Raw genomic sequence first — 18,818 nt, forward strand, 5'->3', positions numbered from 1 at the left:
TTTATTCAGAAGAAACAATTCTTCGTGACAGCTCAGTTAGAATACCACTATAAAACCAATCTGTCAACACCTTTTTTAGATTTTTTTGCAATTTTTGTCGATGTACTGCTGAACTTCATGTAAAGAAGGTAAGATGCTGTCTGCCAGCTCCTCCATTTCTTCTGTTGGAGCTGCCTGATCTGGCACCATAATCGGGTGCATTCCGGCTCTTTTGGCGGATCTTATTCCATTGTAGGAGTCCTCGATCGCATAGCAGTCCTCAGGCCGCTCCTGAAGGCGTCTGCAGGCTTCCAGATAGATGTCTGGCTCCGGTTTGCTCCGACTGACCATATCCCCGCATACGATCTCATCGAAATAGGAAAGCAAGCCTCCTTCCTCGAGTTCTCTCGTCACAAGATCTCTTCTTGTGGAGGAAGCTACCGCTGTCTTTATATTTTCTCTGCGGAGATATTCCAGGAGTTCCCGGATCCCCGGTTTCTTCGGAAGCTTCCCTCCTGCTGCATTTGCGTGGAAAAGATCTGACATTTCTTTTTTGTATTTGTCATATGGAAAATCCTGTCCATAACGCTCGAAAAAAATTTCTCTGGTCACTGTAGCATTGATCCCCAGGCATGCCCTGCAGGTTTCCTCTATATCTGCGACTCCATATTTCTCTGCCACAACCTTCCACATACGGAACACAAGCGTCTCTGAGTCAAAAATAACTCCATCCATATCAAATACAACTGCCTTCATCTTTTCCCCCTTGGTATTTATTTCGTTACTGTTCACAGCAACTTTATTTCTGCATGATAAAACGTATCGCATCCTGAATCCAGGAAACGTATACCAGTTTGATCCCTTTGATCTTCTCTGTAGCTGACCTGCATACTTCCGGCAGGATCACTGTTTCAAAACCGAGTTTCTTCGCTTCTGCGACACGCTGTCCTGCCATGCTCACAGCACGCACTTCTCCACTCAGACCAATTTCGCCAAATGCGATCACAGAATCCGGTATGACGATATCCTTACAGCTTGAAACGACTGCCAGTGAAATCCCGAGATCGATCGCCGGCTCTGTCATCTTCATTCCACCTGCAATATTGACATAGGCATCGCAGGCTGCCAGATGGATGCCGACTTTTTTCTCCAGAACTGCCATCAGAAGGTTTACTCTGTTAAAGTCTGTTCCCACTGCTGTTCTTCTCGGAATTCCGAAATTGCTCTGGCATACCAATGCCTGTATCTCCACCAGGATCGGCCGTGTTCCTTCCATAGAACATGCCACGATCGACCCGGAAGTGTCGCTGGGCTTTCCATTCAGCATAAATTCTGACGGATTCTTAACTTCCTCAAGTCCTGTGCTTCGCATTTCGAATACACCGATCTCATTGGTAGAACCGAAACGGTTCTTGACTGCACGCAGGATCCGATAGGAAGCATGTCTGTCTCCCTCAAAGTAAAGCACGGTATCTACCATATGCTCCAGCACACGGGGACCTGCCACGTTTCCTTCTTTGGTCACATGACCTACGATAAAGATCGATACGCCCTGTCCCTTGGCAATCTGCATCAGGATATTGGTGGACTCTCTTACCTGAGAAACACTTCCCGGTGCAGAACTGATATCCTCATGAAACATAGTCTGTATGGAATCGATCACAACGGTATCCGGCTTCTTGCGCTCGATCACTTCGCGGATCGTTTCCAGATTTGTCTCACACAGAAGCTGCAGCTTCTCATTAAATTCTCCGATTCGTTCTGCGCGGAGCTTGATCTGGCGCAGGGATTCCTCTCCTGAAATATACAGTACATTGCTTCCTGATAGTGCAAGATTCCGGCACACCTGTAAAAGAAGGGTGGATTTTCCGATTCCCGGATCTCCACCCACTAAAACAAGAGAGCCGGGGACGATCCCGCCCCCGAGCACTCTGTCAAGCTCGCCAATCTTTGTCAGCCGCCGTTCATCCTCTGACAGTGAAATGTCCTTCAGACGAACTGGTTCCGGACGCTTCCCCGGATTCTGAAAGGAACTGCTACCGGATGAAGAAGATTTCTTCGTGGAAACCGTCTCCTCTACGAAAGTATTCCATGCCTTACAGCCCGGACACTGTCCCATCCATTTGGAGGATTCATATCCGCATTCCTGACAAAAATAAACAGTCTTTTTATTTTTTAGCATTTTTTGATCTCAACATGTACGGCTTTGTCGCCTCCCAGTTCTGCACTGAAAGAAAGCTTACCGCCAAGGTTTGTTTTCATTTTGCCTGCATCTGCGCCATCGATGGAGATATCATATTCTGTATCTGCTTCCATCTCTACGGTGATCTGTGCATCCTCAGTTCCTTCTACGTCAAAACTCATGCTGGAGCCGTCCTGTTTCAGAGAAAATACAGCAGTTCCCGGTACGGATTCATATACAAACATGCCATTTCTCTCGAGTTTGGTGATCTCTTTGAATGTTTTTACCTTGTACATATCTCCCTGATGTGCGAAATCTGATACCTTGGATTTCTGTGGCAATTCATAATTGCCAAAGCTGATGCTCTGATTCTCTTCTGTACGGATCAGTTCCTTTACTACTGCCATAACCAATGTCCTCCCTAAGACTTTTCTGTTGTGTTTTCGACACCTGTGGATTGCTCCTTAGTGTCTTTTTATTATAACATTGACCACTTTTTTTGACCAGTATCCTGTTTAAGATTTTATAGCTTTTTTAGATTTTGGTTTCTTCTCATCTTCTGAAAGTGGAGTAAAACGGATCTCTTTCTGATGAAGCTGGATCCGGACGGTATCTCCTCTTTTGATGGTTCCTTCGAGAAGTACATTTGCCATCGGATCTTCCAGTTTTGTCTGGATAGCTCTTCTTAATGGTCTGGCCCCATATTTGCTGTCAAAACCTGCTTCTGCAAGGAAATCCCTGACAGATTCTGTGATCTTAAGCTGGATATCAAGCTGTTCTTTACAGCGTTTTTCCAGTGTTTTGAGCATGATGTTGACAATCTTTTTGATGTGTGTCTTGTTCAGTGGATGGAATACCATGATCTCGTCAATACGGTTCAAAAACTCCGGTTTGAACAGACGGCGGACTTCTTCCATAACACCAGATTTCATGCGTTCATAATCCTGCTTCTCATCATTGTTGGAAAGGAAGCCAAGCTTCTTCGGCTCAATGATTGCCTGCGCACCAGCATTGGATGTCATAATGATGATCGTCTGCTTGAAGTCCACTTTTCGTCCATGTGCATCTGTGATATGTCCATCATCCAGAACCTGAAGAAGAATATTAAACACATCCGGATGTGCCTTTTCAATCTCATCAAACAGAAGCACACTGTATGGATTTCTGCGTACTTTTTCGCTGAGCTGCCCGCCCTCATCGTATCCTACATATCCCGGAGGTGATCCGATCAGTTTGGATACGCTGTGTTTCTCCATGTACTCAGACATATCAACACGGATCATTGCCTGCTCACTTCCAAATACGGTCTCTGCCAGCGCTTTAGAAAGTTCGGTCTTACCTACACCGGTAGGTCCAAGGAAAAGGAAGGAACCGATCGGGCGGTTTGGATCTTTGAGACCGACACGGCCTCGTTTGACTGCCTGTGCGACTGCCTTTACTGCTTCTTCCTGACCGATCACACGTTTATGAAGTTCTTTCTCAAGACGTGCAAGACGTTTCGTTTCACCCTCTGTAAGACGCTGTACCGGGATCTTGGTCCAGTCGGAAATGATGTCTGCCACAGATGCCTCTGTCACAGATATTTTCTTTCTTTTGTTTCTGCGTTCTTCTTTTTCTTTATATTTGGAAATTTCTGTTTCTATTTCACGCTGGCGCGCCTGAAGTTCTTTTGCCAGGGAAAGATCTGCCTGCTTGACAGCTTTTTCCTTATCTTTCTGGATCTCGTGGAGTTCCAGTTCCATGGCATCTACTTCCGGTGCCATGCGGTAGCCGCCGAGACGTACTTTGGAAGCTGCCTCGTCGATAATATCGATGGCCTTATCCGGCAGAAAACGGTCATTGATGTAACGTTCGGACATTTTTACTGCTGCTTCAAGTGCACTGTCCTCGATCACCACGCCATGATGCTTCTCATAATACGGGCGCAGTCCCTTAAGGATCTCGATGGTTTCTTCCTCTGACGGTTCTTCTACTGTCACTGGCTGGAAACGTCTCTCCAGAGCGGCATCTTTCTCAATGTATTTCCTGTATTCCTCCAGGGTCGTTGCTCCGATCAGCTGGATCTCGCCTCTGGAAAGAGATGGTTTCAGAATGTTGGAAGCATCCAATGCTCCCTCTGCACCGCCCGCGCCAATGATCGTATGCAGCTCATCAATAAAAAGAAGAATTCCCTGATTGCTGCGTACTTCATTGATCACATTTCGGATTCTTTCCTCGAATTCTCCACGATATTTGCTTCCTGCCACCATTCCGGACAGATCAAGGACTACGACTCTCTTGTTTTTGACAGACTCCGGAACCATGCTGGAAATGATCCTCTGTGCAAGCCCTTCTACGATTGCAGTCTTTCCGACGCCTGGCTCACCTACCAGACATGGGTTGTTTTTTGTTCTTCTGCTTAATATCTGGATCAGGCGGGCAATCTCTTTGTCCCTGCCTACTACCGGATCCAGGTTTCCATCTGCTGCCATTGCCGTCAGATCACGGCTGTACTGATCCAGCGTCGGTGTTGTGGATCCCTGTTTTCCCTTCTGGTTCTTTGGCATCTGTAATTCTTCCGGAATTGCATTTGTATCAATCCCTGCTGCCGCGAGAACTGCGCTGTATAATTTCTGGATATTTACACCCATGGTATACAGAAGTCTGGTTCCTACACAGTCTGTCTCCTTGAGCATTGCCAAAAGCAGATGCTCTGTTCCTGCCAGATCTTCCTTCTGCTTCTCAGCTTCTTTGACTGCCTGTTCTCTGACTTTCTGTGCTCTTGGACTGTAGCCGGCGGATTTTTCTGCTACAGGCACTCCGGATGGTGCGATCAATTTCGTGATCAGGGATTCCAGTTTTTCCCTGTCTACGCCAAATTCTTCCAGAATCTTACCTGCAGTTCCTTCCTGTTCATCAAGAAGTCCTACCAGTATATGTTCTGTCCCAATATATGAATGTTTCCAGGACCGGGCTGTACTTTCCGCAAGTTTCAGTGCTGCCTTTGCCTGTCTGGTAAATTTCTCCTGCATTCCTGCCTCCTCTTTTTATGCTATTCTATTCCATATTCGTCAAAAATTTCATCGATCAGATCGTGAACTTCTGCTCTGGAAATATTTTTGCAGTATCCTCTTGCGAGGGCTACCATGAGATTCTGTTTCATTTCTTCCAGTGCCTTCATCTTGTCCACATCAATCGCAATGATCGCGCCACGGCGGCGGTCGATCGTTACAAAGCCTTCCTGCCGAAGCAGGGAATATGCCTTGTTCACAGTATGCATATTAATGCCGATGGTATCTGCAAGCTGTCGCACAGAAGGAAGCGGATCTCCCTCCTGAAGCCTGGATGTGGCAATTCCCATGATGATCTGATTCATCAACTGCACATAAATAGCCTCATCACTGTTAAAGTCTATTTCAATGACCATAATCCTCAGCCCCTTATCTTTCATAATAACATCATGTTATACATATGGTAGCACATAATCTGGATTTTGCAAGTATAATTTTATAAAGTTTATCCTGTCTAATCCCCGCGTGAAAAGATATAAAAAACAGACAGCCCGAAGACTGCCTGTTTCTTATGCTTATATTTTTAACCAATTATTTTTTTGAGCTGGTCTCTGTTGAGAACAAGATTGAATCCCATAGGGTTGATAACCAGTGATTCTGCCTGCTCGATCAGGATATTTGGAAGTTTGTTAAATGGTACTTTGGCAATACGAAGTTTCTTTCCTTTTGCGAATTTCTCAAATTCCATAACATCGGAGAATACCGGCTGAAGGATCTTACCTTCTTTGTTCTTGAGGTAAGGAATGTTTATCTTGTCTGGCTCATCTCCCTTGCGCTGCATTGCAACAAGAAAATCTGATTTTCTTAAGTTTACGATCACTTCTTCTTCCAGTGCTCTTAAGTTCTTGTGCTCTTCCTGAGGTACCGGACGGCGAAGTTCCTGCATGAAGTAGATTCCGGAAAGCTGCAGTGTCGGATTGATCAGCGGACGCTTCTGCGGCTCTACTTTGCTGAGATCCGGCTTTCTTACGATTCTTTCAAGATCGATCTCCATCTGCTCACCGCCATCATTCCACATGATCGTGTTTACACCGATAGAGAATAACAGACCGTACATCTTAGGGAAATCTTTCTTTTCGTAACGCATTCCCATAAGGAGAACTTTTTCTTCGATTTTCTTTTTGCCAAATTCTTTGATTGCTTCTTCCTCTGTGAAAAACCATGCCTGGTCGTTGAATGATTCTTCCCCACAGGTTACATAAGGAAGCTTCGTAGTCTGAGAGTATGCTACAAAAATATTCTCCCTTCCCTGAATTTCCTTAATTGTTTCTTCTACACTTGTTCCCATATTTTGTCCTTTCAGGCCTCGTCAATAGCCTTTCCTATGTCGTGGCGCATATATTTATTTGCAAACTGGATCCAGTCTGTTGCCTCGTAAGCATTCTTACGGGCTTCCTTAAGATCCTTTCCAGTTGCAGTGATTCCAAGGACACGGCCGCCGTTGGTAACGATCTCGCCATCCTTGAATTTGGTTCCTGCATGGAAGCAGTAATAGCCTTCTTTGTCCTTGAAGTTCTCAAATCCATGCATTGGAATTCCTTTTTCGTATTTTACCGGATATCCATCACTTGCCAGAACGACACAGACAGCTGCATTATCCTCAAACTCAAGATCTACCTGATCCAGAGTTCCATTTACGCAAGCTTCCATCACTTCGATGATGTCTGTCTTCATTCTCGGAAGAACAACCTGTGCTTCCGGGTCACCAAAACGTGCATTGTACTCCAGGACCTTCGGTCCGTCGGCTGTCAGCATCAGTCCAAAGAAAATGATTCCTGTAAATGGACGTCCCTCTGCTGCCATCGCATCAACCGTTGCCTGGTAGATATGCTCCTTACAGAACTTATCCACTTCCTCTGTATAAAACGGGCTCGGTGAAAAAGTACCCATACCGCCTGTGTTCAGTCCCTGATCTCCGTCTTTGGCACGCTTATGATCCTGTGCGGATGTCATCGGACGGATCGTCTTGCCATCCACAAAGGAAAGGACAGACACTTCACGTCCTGTCATAAATTCCTCGATGACCATTGTATTTCCTGCACTGCCGAACTTCTTGTCCTCCATGATCTCCTTAACTCCGGCTTCTGCTTCTTCCAGAGTATTGCAGATCAGAACACCCTTGCCGAGTGCAAGCCCGTCTGCCTTGAGCACGATCGGGAACTTGACCTGTGTATGTAAATAATCCAGTGCTTTCTGTGGATCGTCAAAGTTTTCGTATCCCGCTGTCGGAATTCCATATTTTTTCATGAGGTCTTTGGAAAATGCCTTGGATCCCTCCAGGATCGCTGCGTTCTTGCGAGGTCCGAACACCTTGAGTCCGCGTGTCTCGAACACATCTACAACACCGCCAACCAGCGGGTCATCCATTCCGATAATTGTAAGATCAACAGAATTCTTCTCCGCAAAATCAGCAAGTTTCTCAAATTCCATTGCTCCGATGTCTACACACTCCGCATATTCAGAAATTCCTGCATTTCCCGGTGCGCAGTAGATCTTGTCTACCTTCGGGCTCTTGGCCACGCTCCAGGCAATTGCATGTTCTCTTCCGCCGCTTCCAACAATTAATACTTTCATATCTTTCGCTCCTCTGCAGAAAATCAATTATTGATGATAACTTTACCGTCCTGTACGGATACTTTGCCATTGGCGATCAGATCGATCGCAGCCGGCAGTATCTTCCATTCAGCCTCTTCCATAACACGTCTCTGAAGTACTTCCGGGGTATCTCCCTGGTGTACCTCTACCGCCTTCTGAAGAATGATAGGACCGGTATCTGTACCTGTATCTACAAAATGAACCGTCGCACCGGTCACCCTGACGCCTCTGGAAAGGACACCTTCATGGACATGAAGTCCATAATATCCTGTTCCACAAAAAGACGGAATCAGTGACGGATGGATATTGATGATCCGATTTGGATATGCTTCCACGATCATCGACGGCACTGCCACCAGAAATCCGGCAAGCACAACAAGATCTACCTGGTTCTCCTGAAGCTCTGCCAGAAGTGCCTTATGAAATTCTTTTCTGTCTGCATAGTCCTTCGGAGAAATGCATCTGGCAGGGATTCCCTTGTTCTCCGCTCTCTTGAGGGCATACGCACCCTTGTTGTTGCTGATCACGAGACCAACCTCTGCATTGGTGATCACACCTGCATCGATTGCGTCCATGATCGCCTGGAGATTTGTACCGCCTCCGGATACCAGAACACCCAGTTTTAACATAAGGTCACTCCCTTTTCGCCAGCCTCAATGCGGCCTACTACGTAAGGAGTATCTCCTTCTTTGCGGATTGCTTCCATCGTCTTGTCTACATCCTCAGGAGCTACTGCGAGGACCATTCCAAGACCCATGTTAAATGTATTATACATCATTTTCTCTTCGATGTTACCTTTTTTTGCAAGAAGTTTAAAAATTGGAAGAACCGGATAGCTGTCCCTCTCTACAACTGCATGTGTGCCTTCTTTGAGCATACGCGGAATATTTTCGTAGAAGCCGCCGCCTGTGATATGGCTGCATGCATGGATTCTCACGCCTGCATCGCGGATGCTCTTGAGTGCTTTGACATAAATCCTGGTCGGAGCGATCAGTGCTTCACCAAGTGTTGTTCCCAGTTCATCATAGTAAGTGTCAAGAGATTCTCTTGTCATCTCGAATACTTTGCGGACAAGAGAGAATCCGTTGCTGTGGACACCGGTAGAAGCCATACCGATCAGCACATCTCCAGGATTCAGTTCTTCTCCTGTGAGAAGATCCTTCTTGTCGATCACACCTACTGCAAATCCGGCAAGATCGTACTCATCTTCCGGCATAAGTCCAGGATGCTCTGCTGTCTCTCCACCGATCAGTGCCGCACCAGACTGTACACAGCCCTCTGCCACGCCGCTTACAATCTCAGCGATCTTCTCCGGATAGTTCTTACCGCATGCAATGTAATCCAGGAAAAACAGCGGCTCTGCGCCTGCACATGCAATGTCATTTACACACATGGCAACTGCATCGATTCCTATGGTATCATGTTTGTCCATGATCATGGCAAGTTTTACCTTGGTTCCGCATCCGTCTGTACCGGATACCAGTGTAGGTTCCTCCATGTTCTTAAATGCGCTCATGGAAAAAGCTCCGGAAAATCCGCCGATTCCTCCCAGTACCTCCGGTCTCATGGTTTTTGCGATATGTTTCTTCATCAGTTCAACTGACTTGTAGCCTGCTTCGATATCAACACCTGCGTTCTTGTAATCCATAGTTCCTGCTGCTAAAACATATACCAACAAGTATATGCTTAGATGAATAGCTACACTCTCACGATTTGTAGTTACTGCTTCACCGTGTATGCTTTTGTGATTATCAAATAATTCACTACTTACAAGTTCCTGTACACTCCACAGTCGTAAATTCCCGACAAGCCATCGGTACACACCTATTGTTATAGGTCTTCATCTAAAATAGCTTTTCCTTTCTTAAGATTTTAATATTATGCCACTTGGTTTTCGTGGCCGTATATTTAATAAGCCTGATATCCAACTTCCTGAAGGCGGGCATCCTTTGCTTCTACCTGTTCCTTCAGTTCCTGGCTGTATGCTTTCAGTTTCTCAAGAAGTTCCGGATCTGAAGTAGCCAGTATCTTGGCTGCCAGCAGTCCTGCATTTGCCCCTCCGTTGATTGCAACTGTTGCAACCGGGATTCCGGATGGCATCTGTACGATAGAATACAGTGAATCACGTCCTCCCAGAGAAGTGGTATGCATTGGAATACCGATCACAGGCATCGGGAAAATCGCTGCGCACATTCCCGGAAGATGTGCTGCCATTCCTGCACCTGCAATAATTACTTTGAATCCTCTTTCTTCTGCACTTCTTGCATATTCAAAGAACACGTCCGGTTCTCTGTGTGCAGAGATGATCTTCATTTCGTACTCAACGCCCAGCTTGTCAAGAATTGCTGCCGCTTTGCTCATAACCGGCATATCTGAGTCGCTTCCCATTACAATTCCAACTTTTTTCATTGGTGGCCTCCTTTTTTTCTATCCCAGGTTGATTCTACTAAGATTCTAAATTTGTGTCAACATAATTCCGGAAAAGAAATATTTAGATACGCAAACTCTTTTTGTATATAAAGTTTACTCTTCAAAAGGTTTATTGAGTTCTTCTGTACCAGGAAGTACAAAACATCCGTTCTCGATGATCGGAGTGCTTTCGCCTTCTTCGTCGATCACGCTGATATTTCCAAGTTCCTCATATGGAATGGTAATATCGGTGTGGCAGCCATAATATGCCATGCTGATATCTTCTTTACGCAGTGCGGAGATCTCGTTGTCGCGGGCAATAATCTCTCTTCCGTCCGGGTTAAATACCGGAGTATCTTCTGCCCAGCTGTAGCAGGTGTCGCCCACTGCAAAATGCGGTCCCATCTTTTCTGCAATCAGGATCGGAAGTTTGTCCGCGATGCCGTATTTCTCAGCAGCAACGTAGGCTGTCGTGTTGGTACCGATCGCAAATTCGCCCATCGGGATCTTGGCGTGATGGAACAGGATATTGTCCTCGATATACGCGCGGTTCTCTTCTTCTGTCTCAAAGTTTGAGCAGGTATAATCGATGACCTGTCCGCAGTCAAATACCAGTTTGAGATCACGGAACTGCAGACCATTTAAATATACTTTCTTGACATGAAGGATTCCGCCTGTTCCTGCAAGTACCGGAGATGTAAATACTTCTCCTACCGGAATGTTCACATCCGCTACACAGTTTTCGAAATTCGTCTGCTTCTTCACATCTTCGAGATCATGCAGGTGGATGATAAGGTCCGTCTCATTGTCGCCGCGTCCCTTGACTTCTACCCACTGGCAGGTGTCCAGAGTCTCAATGATCGTCTGCTGGATCCGCTCATATAATTTGTAATCCAGAGTGTTGATCTTGACGATCTCTGCAAAGATCTCCGGGAACTTCTCTCCGATCTCAGGAATCGGATAAGCAATGATCGTGAAGCTTCTCTCATCTCCCTTGATATAGCGGTTGACGATCTGTCCGGATTCATTGTCAAGTTCCACCTGCTGCTTCTGCTGTGTCTCGGAAAGTGTCCACGCCTCAGCCTTGGTCTCCGGTGCAAACGGTTCCTCTCCAAAAGTCTCAATGCATGCCGGACCGCCGTGTACTGCTGCCAGTTCCTTATAATTCTCGTAAGCATTCTGCATGGAGCGCAGTTTCCGCTGTACAAAATCACTGTCGAGGAAAAGTGCCTGGTCCTGTCTGTGATCATACTCATACTGCGGGTTTGCAACGCCGCCGGTAAAGCCGATTCTTGCATTTCCCCGCTTGTTGACTACATGTGTCGCATGACGGTAGATGACAGGTTCCAGTCCCATTGCACGGAATTTCAGGATCGCAGATCTTACCATTCTCTCAAATCCGAGATTATAGCGGATGTTGACTGTTTTTTTCCTGGTAATGTCTTTTCTTCCGTTGATAAAGCCGATGCGATATCCTTCTGTATAGGTTTCTGCCATGCTGTCGATCTGTTCCTGGGAAAGGCTGTTCAGAAATTCTGCCACACCTCTCTCATTTGCAGAAACATATTCTCCATAAGCGTAGAGATATTTAAGATCTGAAAGATCAGAATCCATGATAATACGGACTGCAAAATCGAGTTGTGGGTCAACGGCCTCCGCGATTCTCTGTTCCATCAGATCCTGGCAGTAGTCATTCACATAGGAGCGCAGAATATCCTCCACGGTCTTCACTGCCGGAAGTTCGCTGTCCTCAAAGGCAGCATAGATTTCCAGAAAAAGCTCTGCAGCGATGGTATAATCCCACCATTTTTTCTCATATGCATATGCGATCGTACCGCGGAGTTCTGCATACAGGAAACAAAACGCCTTGCCGTATTCGCCCAGTTTCACTGCTGCGTAGGAAGGATTTCCATAGCAGATCCCATAGTTTTCCGGAAAAAGTTCTTCGTAGAGTTCTCTATTTTCCTGTGCGAGTTCTTCTTCTGTCAGTTCTTCCTTTTCTCTCTCGAGAATAGCCGCTGTCTTTGTCAAAAAAGCGGCTGTCTTTTTGAAAAAGTCCTCAAAATCTGGCTGTGCTGTCTTTTCTATACAGATCTCACTGATCCGGTCTTTTGCCAGATGATAACGTTCCATCAGTAATTCGTCCAAATTCGTCTTCCTTTCTGTTTCTTATTCATCGATCACATGTCCGAGTTCGACATGTTTGTCTATTAATTTCTGCATATACTTCCAGATTTCCCTGGAACCTTCTGAAGTATGCTCATTTCGTTTGTAGATCTGGCTTTTGCGGACACCGTGTTCTGCCCAGCTTCTGCCATTGGAAGCATCGTTCAGAAGAAGCGGCTGGCAGTTATCAAGCACGTGTGCAAATTTGGCGTCTGCACTCTCATATGCCTCAAATTCGTCCCAGAGGTCCCGGAACCATCTGCCCTGATCTTCCGGAAGCATTCCAAAAATGCGGTCTGCCGCCTTTGTTTCCCGTTCCACTTTAGTCTGCGCGCCTGCTTCATCATATGCGTAGGTGTCGCCCGCATCGATCTCAACCAGATCGTGGATCAGCACCATCGGTACAACTTTCTTAAGGTCTACTTCCTCGTTGGAATATTCGCTGAGAAGAACTGCCATCAGTGCCAGATGCCAGGAATGTTCTGCATCGTCTTCCTTACGACTTGCATCTGACAGATAGGTCTGCCGGATGATCTGCTTTACTTTGTCCACCTCAACGATAAAATCCATCTGTTTCTGTAAACGTTCCATATCCATCTCTTATACTCCCATCAAAAAAAAGACCAGCCATCCTACTGTGATCACTCCGTTCAGGATCGATCCCACAACGCTGGTCCGATGCATGCACTCTTCATCAGAAAAGCTCATAAGTCCCATCACAAAGCCGTAAGCAGAAAGCAGCACTGCAAACAGACAGAGCCCGCCTACGATAAAACCAAATTTCCCCTGTGCTATATAAGCCACGGCCACTGCCGCTACAAACAGAAGGAGGGAAGCAATCGCCAGCCCCACTGACAGCTTCCCCTTACCTGGTTCCTTTTTCTTTATGATCGCATATCTATATCTTCTTGCCATAACGTTTTCTCCTCAGGTAATTACAAACGGCAAAAGCCAGATACCCCAGTGCCGCTCCCAGTGTGTTCAGGATCAGATCATCCACATCGAAACATCCGACCTTCGTAATAAGCTGGATCGTCTCCACGACGAGGCTGAGTCCGAATCCTGACAAAATGATAAAAAATCCGCTGCGGCACTTCCTTGCTATGACCGGAAGAATAAATCCGTAGGGAACAAATCCAATCACATTCCCGAACAGATTTGTAACAACCGCAAACACCCCGAGCTGCTCTCTGTAGGTCCAGAACCGCCTGATCTCCACGAACGGGATCAGGTTGTACCGGTATACTCTTTCTTCTGCTGCGACCCGTCCATATTCCTCTGAAAAGAAAAGGAAATAGATCAGCAGCAGAATGTATAAGACAAACAGCATAGTCCCCAGATGTTTAATCCTGCGCTTTGCACTGTTTTTTGACATATTATATTATCCTAACCTTATACCGCCTCCGGTTCTTAGATCAAAATGTCGCCTTTTCTTTTGAGAAGGCGTGCGCCGCTGACGATCATGAGGATTCCTGCGGCAACTCCGGTAACAAGAGTGACGATCCCGACTGCAACGCTGCAGCCTCCTGTTCTCGCCATTGTTTTGTAGATTTTTTCGTTCAACTTCATTCCTCCTGAATATCCTTCTGACAGCAGACTCTTTTATTTTGCGCCGTACTGTGCGTAATATGCATCGATTGCTTTCTTGAGGTCGTCGTTAATGATGATCTCTCCTTTGTATTCTTTATTATAGAGATGTTCGATGACTTCTTCCATTGTTACGATGGCATTTGTCTCAAATCCGTACAGATCATGAACTTCTTCGAGTGCACACTTCACGCCGCCCTTGCCGACTTCCATACGGTCAAGAGATACCATGAGTCCGATGATCTCTACGTTTGCTGCTCCTCTTACCTTCGGAACAGTTTCTTCCATGGATTTACCGGAAGTTGTTACGTCTTCGATCATTACGACACGGTCTCCATCCTGAAGTTTGCTTCCAAGGAAACTTCCCTTATCTGCGCCGTGATCCTTCTCTTCCTTACGGTCAGAGCAGTAGCGGATCTCTTTACCGTATAATTCGCTGAAAGCGATCGCTGTTACTACGCTGAGCGGAATTCCCTTGTAAGCCGGTCCGAACAGCACATCAAAGTCATCACCGTATTTGTCGTGGATCGCCTTTGCATAATATTCTCCGAGTTTCTTAAGCTGGGAACCTGTCACATATGCACCTGCATTCATAAAAAACGGAGACTTTCTTCCGCTCTTGAGTGTGAATTCTCCAAATTTCAGTACATGGCTGTCTACCATAAATTCAATAAATTCCTGCTTGTATGCTTCCATGATTCATTCCTCCATATTAACTGTTCATACTTATCAATTGTTGAATGTCATTTTATTTTATCATACTTTTGTTCAAATAACAAACTGTTTACTCCATTCACTGCCGCCTGATCAGATACGTTTCACATATACTCTGTTTGGTTTGTAATTCGGGCGACCACCTCTGCCGCTGAGATTGTAGTCCATTCCACAATACCAGTCGATCCTGCCGGTTGCTTTTGCCCAGTTTGCATCATAAACTCTCCCGTTTACTTCTGCCCATCCATGTCCACCAGATGAAACTGCATATGATGTATACCCTACTGCATCAGCCAGGTATGCAAATGCACATCCAAATCCGAAGCAGTCACCTCTTCTTCTGCTAAGCACCCTGCTGCCATAGTAAATATCCCAGTTTGAACCTCCGGCAAAATCTCCACCGTCTCCATAATTATAATTTACAATATAGCGGAAACATGCTCTTAATTTCTGTGGTTTTGTCATTCTGTTATTGGTAATTCCATCTACGATCTGGTTTGCCCTGACCATAAGATTCAATTTCTGAAGCTGTGTCCTGTTATAAGATGCGCTGCCATCCTTTCTTACCTGAATCCCGTTAATTCTGGCAGAAGTTCTCATGTAACCAGCCCCGCCATTTATCTGTCCGAAGAAATAATATTTCTGTCCGACCTTACGCCATCCAGTACGTAGGATTCCTCTTGAATCCATATAATATTTCCTGCCCTTTACAGTTATTATTCCTTTCGCTTTTACACCTTTGGAATTAAAATAACTGATATTTCCATTCTGTGCCTTTACAAATTGATTTCTGTAACTCACTGCCGCTTCCGTATTTCTCGCCGGCAGAAAACAGATGCACAGTGCCAGAAGCACAAATACAAATATTCTTTTCCCTTTCATAAAATCCTCCTTATCTTCAAAATAATCTGATAAGTTTATTGTCACATAAAACCTGGTATTTGTCTATAAATAAATCTGCCTGATTTTTGATTTTACGCTGTCTACTCTGCCTTTGTGCTGTATTTTTTCATAGTATAAAAATAATACGGAATCAGCGGGATCAGTGCTGCGATCCATGCTGCCGGGTCTGCGAGACAGACTCCGGCAAAAGTTGTATGGCCTGCGACTAATACAACGATCAGGGTTCTTGCGACCAGTTCAAAAACACCTCCGAGCATCGGAACAAGTCCGTATCCCATTCCCTGCAGTGCATTTCGGAATACGAAGATCATGTCCAGGAATGGATACGCCCAGAATACCGTGTGGAAATAAGTCACAGACACCTGGATCACCTCTGTCTCGGACGGATTGATAAACAGGTAGGTGAAATATTTTCCTCCGAAATACACAAGAATCATCTGGATCACGCTCCAGACAAGAAGCATGATGCAGGAATATCTCACACCCTGTTTTACGCGGTCCATACGGTCTGCTCCACGATTCTGTCCGACATAAGTCGCGATCGTCGCACCCATGGAAACAGCCACCATGCCGATGACATTCTGGATCTTTCCTGCCGCAGAAAATCCTGCCATGTGGGTAGCCCCGTAAATATTTACCGCACTCTGTACGATAATGGTTCCGATCGCTGTGATAGAAAACTGAAGTCCCATCGGGATTCCAAGGATCAGAAGCTTACTCATGCTGCCTTTGCGCAATTCAAAGTTTTTCTTCTCCAGATGAAGGATCGGATATTTTTTCTTGATATAAACCAGACAGCAGACTGCCGAGACTCCCTGCGCGATCACAGTTGCATACGCGCAGCCTTCTACGCCCATTCCCACAAAACGGATCAGGACAACATCAAGGATCACATTGATTCCTGCGGAAATGATCAGGAAATACAACGGGGATTTGGAATCACCCAGCGCACGCAGGAACGCCGCAAGTGTATTATATGCCGCTGTCACAAGAAGTCCTGCGTAGATGATCCCCATATATCCTGCGACATCCCCCATCAGATCTGCCGGTGAATTCATCAGTTTCAGGATCGGTACATTGAATACCAGGAATCCAACCGTCATCGCTGCCGCAAATCCAAACATCAGATAGATGGACATCGCTACGAAATGTCTCATATCATCATATTTCTTAGCTCCAAACATCTGTGCCACAATGATTCCGAATCCACTGCTGAGGCCATTCAGCCATCCGGTCACAAAGAACATCAGCGAACCGGTACTTCCGATCGCTGCAAGTGCATCTACACCGATAAACTGTCCGGCAACGATCGAATCCACAATGTTATAAAACTGCTGAAAAATATTTCCCAGGAACATCGGGATCATAAACATAATGATCAGTTTGATCGGATTCCCTGTTGTCATGTCATTTGTTCGATTTTTTTCCACTTTTACTCCTCTCCCACAAAAAGCAGGAAAAAGCACTGTGCTCTTTCCTGCCATTTTGTGATCTTACATTTACTTATTACTATGCTTTGATACTTTTTATTTTACTGCTCCGATGAGCTCGTGGATATCCTCCACATGCTGTGCTTCCATAAATTTCTCAATCCCCTCTGCAATCTCAACAGTCGCATACGGATTGAAGAAGTTTGCAGTTCCCACAGATACTGCTGTCGCACCTGCCATGATAAATTCCAGTGCATCCTCTGCTGTTGCGATTCCGCCCATTCCGATGATCGGAAGAGAAACAGCCTGCGCCACCTGATAAACCATGCGGACTGCGATCGGCTTCACTGCCGGACCTGACATTCCACCGGTCTTGTTTGCCAGTGCGAAGGTCCTTCTGTTAATATCGATCTTCATTCCTGTCAGAGTATTGATGAGGGAAAGAATATCTGCGCCGCCTGCTTCTGCTGCCTTCGCCATCTCTGTAATGTCAGTCACATTCGGGCTGAGTTTCATGATGATCGGCTGTTTTGCATACTTCTTAACTTCCTTAGTGATCGCTTCCAGAGCTTTCGGGTCCTGTCCAAAAGCAATTCCACCTTCTTTGACATTCGGGCAGGAAACATTGATCTCAAGGAGGTCAAGCGGTTCATTTCCCAGACGCTCTACAACTTCACAGTAATCCTCGGTGCTTTTTCCACATACATTCACAACGATCTTTGTGTCATACTGCTTCAGAAACGGAATGTCTCTCTTACAGAAAAGGTCGATTCCTGGATTCTGAAGTCCGATTGCATTCAGCATACCGCTTGCTGTCTCTGTTACTCGCGGTGTCGGGTTTCCCGGCCACGGCACATTGGCAACACCCTTGGTCACAACTGCACCAAGACGGTTCAGATCTACAAACTCACTGTATTCGGCTCCGGATCCAAAGGTTCCGGAAGCTGTCATTACAGGATTTTTTAATTCTACTCCCGCAAGAGTCACGCCTGTTTTTATCATAACTCTACCTCCGTGCTTAAGAATACCGGGCCATCCTTGCAGACACGTTTGTTGTGCACCTGAGAATGTGCGTCGATTTCTTTTGATCTGCAGACACATGCAAGACAGGCTCCAACGCCGCATGCCATACGCTCCTCCATGGAGATCCAGCATGTGATATTTTTTTCTGCTGCATATTCCTTGAGGGCACGAAGCATAGGTGTCGGTCCGCAGGCAAAGATCACCTCTGCTTCCAGGGCTTTCTCCTTGATTGCGTTGAGGACATTCCCTTTGGTTCCTGCACTTCCATCCTCTGTCGCCACATAGACATCTGCATATTTCTCAAACTCATCATTCAGAAAAAGCTCATCTCTGTAGCCGAGAACGGCTGTCTTCTCTGCCTTAAGTTCTTTGGCAGTCTGAAGCATCGGCGGAATTCCGATGCCTCCTCCGATCAGGAACACTTTCTTTCCTTCAGCTTCTTCAAGCGGAAATCCGTTACCGAGAGGTCCCATTGCCTCCACCTGGATTCCAGGGTGAAGTCTGGAAAATTCCTCTGTTCCTGTATTTTTGCCTGTCACACGATATACAAGACGGATCCTGCCATTCTCTCTGTCAATCTCGCAGATACTGATCGGACGCGGAAGGAGTTTGCTTCCATTTCTTGTGTATAAGGATAAAAACTGTCCCGGTCTGGCAGCTTCTGCCATACGGTCAGCCTGAAGCCACATACTGAAGATCCCTGTGCCGATCTCCTCCTGACTTACGATCTTAAGACTTTCTTTTGTCTTTGTGCTCATTTGTCTTCCTCCAAAAATCATC

The 18,818-nt window shown here is 45.9% G+C and carries 20 protein-coding genes; all 20 read right to left on the reverse strand.

The features are described from left to right. Nucleotides 1-75: 75 nt before the first annotated feature. Nucleotides 76-735 (reverse strand): HAD family hydrolase, encoded by a 660-nt coding sequence (locus WMO75_RS07430; RefSeq protein ID WP_022214734.1) that lies wholly within the window; start codon nt 733-735, stop codon nt 76-78. Nucleotides 736-778: 43 nt separating this feature from the next. After that, entirely contained in the window at nt 779-2,161 is a 1,383-nt protein-coding gene (gene radA, locus WMO75_RS07435; protein WP_118253055.1) for a DNA repair protein RadA, read from the reverse strand. Next, nucleotides 2,155-2,568 (reverse strand): hypothetical protein, encoded by a 414-nt coding sequence (locus WMO75_RS07440; protein WP_022214732.1) that lies wholly within the window; start codon nt 2,566-2,568, stop codon nt 2,155-2,157. Before WMO75_RS07440 ends, radA begins: the two co-directional genes overlap by 7 nt. Before the next feature lie 108 nt (nt 2,569-2,676). Next, a complete protein-coding gene (locus WMO75_RS07445) occupies nt 2,677-5,172 on the reverse strand; it encodes an ATP-dependent Clp protease ATP-binding subunit (protein ID WP_349077882.1) in 2,496 nt (831 codons plus the stop codon). A 20-nt stretch (nt 5,173-5,192) separates the two neighbouring features. Further along, nucleotides 5,193-5,567, reverse strand: coding sequence for a GntR family transcriptional regulator (locus tag WMO75_RS07450; protein ID WP_022214730.1), 375 nt, complete (start codon nt 5,565-5,567; stop codon nt 5,193-5,195). Between the two features lie 167 nt (nt 5,568-5,734). Beyond that, nucleotides 5,735-6,499, reverse strand: coding sequence for an SseB family protein (locus WMO75_RS07455; RefSeq protein ID WP_022214729.1), 765 nt, complete (start codon nt 6,497-6,499; stop codon nt 5,735-5,737). An 11-nt stretch (nt 6,500-6,510) separates the two neighbouring features. Beyond that, nucleotides 6,511-7,785: a phosphoribosylamine--glycine ligase gene (purD, locus tag WMO75_RS07460; protein ID WP_118253051.1), complete on the reverse strand. Its 1,275-nt coding sequence runs from the start codon at nt 7,783-7,785 to the stop codon at nt 6,511-6,513. A gap of 23 nt (nt 7,786-7,808) precedes the next feature. Next, complete coding sequence (gene purN / locus WMO75_RS07465) at nt 7,809-8,435, reverse strand: phosphoribosylglycinamide formyltransferase (RefSeq protein ID WP_022214727.1); 627 nt, start codon at nt 8,433-8,435, stop codon at nt 7,809-7,811. Then, nucleotides 8,429-9,454 (reverse strand): phosphoribosylformylglycinamidine cyclo-ligase, encoded by a 1,026-nt coding sequence (purM, locus tag WMO75_RS07470; RefSeq protein WP_022214726.1) that lies wholly within the window; start codon nt 9,452-9,454, stop codon nt 8,429-8,431. The genes purN and purM overlap by 7 nt, the downstream gene beginning before the upstream one ends. A 260-nt stretch (nt 9,455-9,714) precedes the next feature. Then, the gene (gene purE, locus WMO75_RS07475; protein WP_022214725.1) at nt 9,715-10,215 is read right to left on the reverse strand and encodes a 5-(carboxyamino)imidazole ribonucleotide mutase; all 501 of its coding nucleotides are present in this window, start codon (nt 10,213-10,215) and stop codon (nt 9,715-9,717) included. A gap of 114 nt (nt 10,216-10,329) precedes the next feature. Beyond that, entirely contained in the window at nt 10,330-12,348 is a 2,019-nt protein-coding gene (locus WMO75_RS07480; protein ID WP_227222521.1) for an aminopeptidase, read from the reverse strand. Nucleotides 12,349-12,384: 36 nt separating this feature from the next. After that, the gene (locus WMO75_RS07485) at nt 12,385-12,972 is read right to left on the reverse strand and encodes an HD domain-containing protein (protein WP_118253071.1); all 588 of its coding nucleotides are present in this window, start codon (nt 12,970-12,972) and stop codon (nt 12,385-12,387) included. 9 nt (nt 12,973-12,981) lie between these two features. Beyond that, nucleotides 12,982-13,296: a DUF6142 family protein gene (locus WMO75_RS07490; RefSeq protein ID WP_022214722.1), complete on the reverse strand. Its 315-nt coding sequence runs from the start codon at nt 13,294-13,296 to the stop codon at nt 12,982-12,984. Further along, on the reverse strand, nt 13,280-13,756 hold the full coding sequence (locus tag WMO75_RS07495; protein ID WP_022214721.1) for a VanZ family protein: 477 nt from the start codon (nt 13,754-13,756) through the stop codon (nt 13,280-13,282). Before WMO75_RS07495 ends, WMO75_RS07490 begins: the two co-directional genes overlap by 17 nt. 35 nt (nt 13,757-13,791) lie before the next feature. Continuing rightward, a complete protein-coding gene (locus tag WMO75_RS07500) occupies nt 13,792-13,944 on the reverse strand; it encodes a hypothetical protein (RefSeq protein ID WP_173905107.1) in 153 nt (50 codons plus the stop codon). A gap of 39 nt (nt 13,945-13,983) precedes the next feature. After that, nucleotides 13,984-14,664 carry an orotate phosphoribosyltransferase gene (gene pyrE / locus WMO75_RS07505; RefSeq protein WP_022214719.1) on the reverse strand — a complete coding sequence of 227 codons (681 nt, stop codon included), beginning with the start codon at nt 14,662-14,664 and terminating at the stop codon, nt 13,984-13,986. Nucleotides 14,665-14,775: 111 nt separating this feature from the next. After that, nucleotides 14,776-15,564 (reverse strand): transglutaminase-like domain-containing protein, encoded by a 789-nt coding sequence (locus tag WMO75_RS07510; protein ID WP_118253047.1) that lies wholly within the window; start codon nt 15,562-15,564, stop codon nt 14,776-14,778. Nucleotides 15,565-15,665: 101 nt separating this feature from the next. Beyond that, a complete protein-coding gene (locus tag WMO75_RS07515) occupies nt 15,666-16,991 on the reverse strand; it encodes an MATE family efflux transporter (RefSeq protein WP_173905120.1) in 1,326 nt (441 codons plus the stop codon). A gap of 120 nt (nt 16,992-17,111) precedes the next feature. After that, entirely contained in the window at nt 17,112-18,017 is a 906-nt protein-coding gene (locus WMO75_RS07520; RefSeq protein WP_349077883.1) for a dihydroorotate dehydrogenase, read from the reverse strand. Beyond that, complete coding sequence (locus WMO75_RS07525) at nt 18,014-18,796, reverse strand: dihydroorotate dehydrogenase electron transfer subunit (protein ID WP_118253043.1); 783 nt, start codon at nt 18,794-18,796, stop codon at nt 18,014-18,016. Before WMO75_RS07525 ends, WMO75_RS07520 begins: the two co-directional genes overlap by 4 nt. Between the last annotated feature and the right edge of the window lie 22 nt (nt 18,797-18,818).

Source organism: Blautia intestinihominis (genome assembly GCF_040096655.1).
GTDB classification, from domain to species: domain Bacteria; phylum Bacillota; class Clostridia; order Lachnospirales; family Lachnospiraceae; genus Blautia_A; species Blautia_A intestinihominis.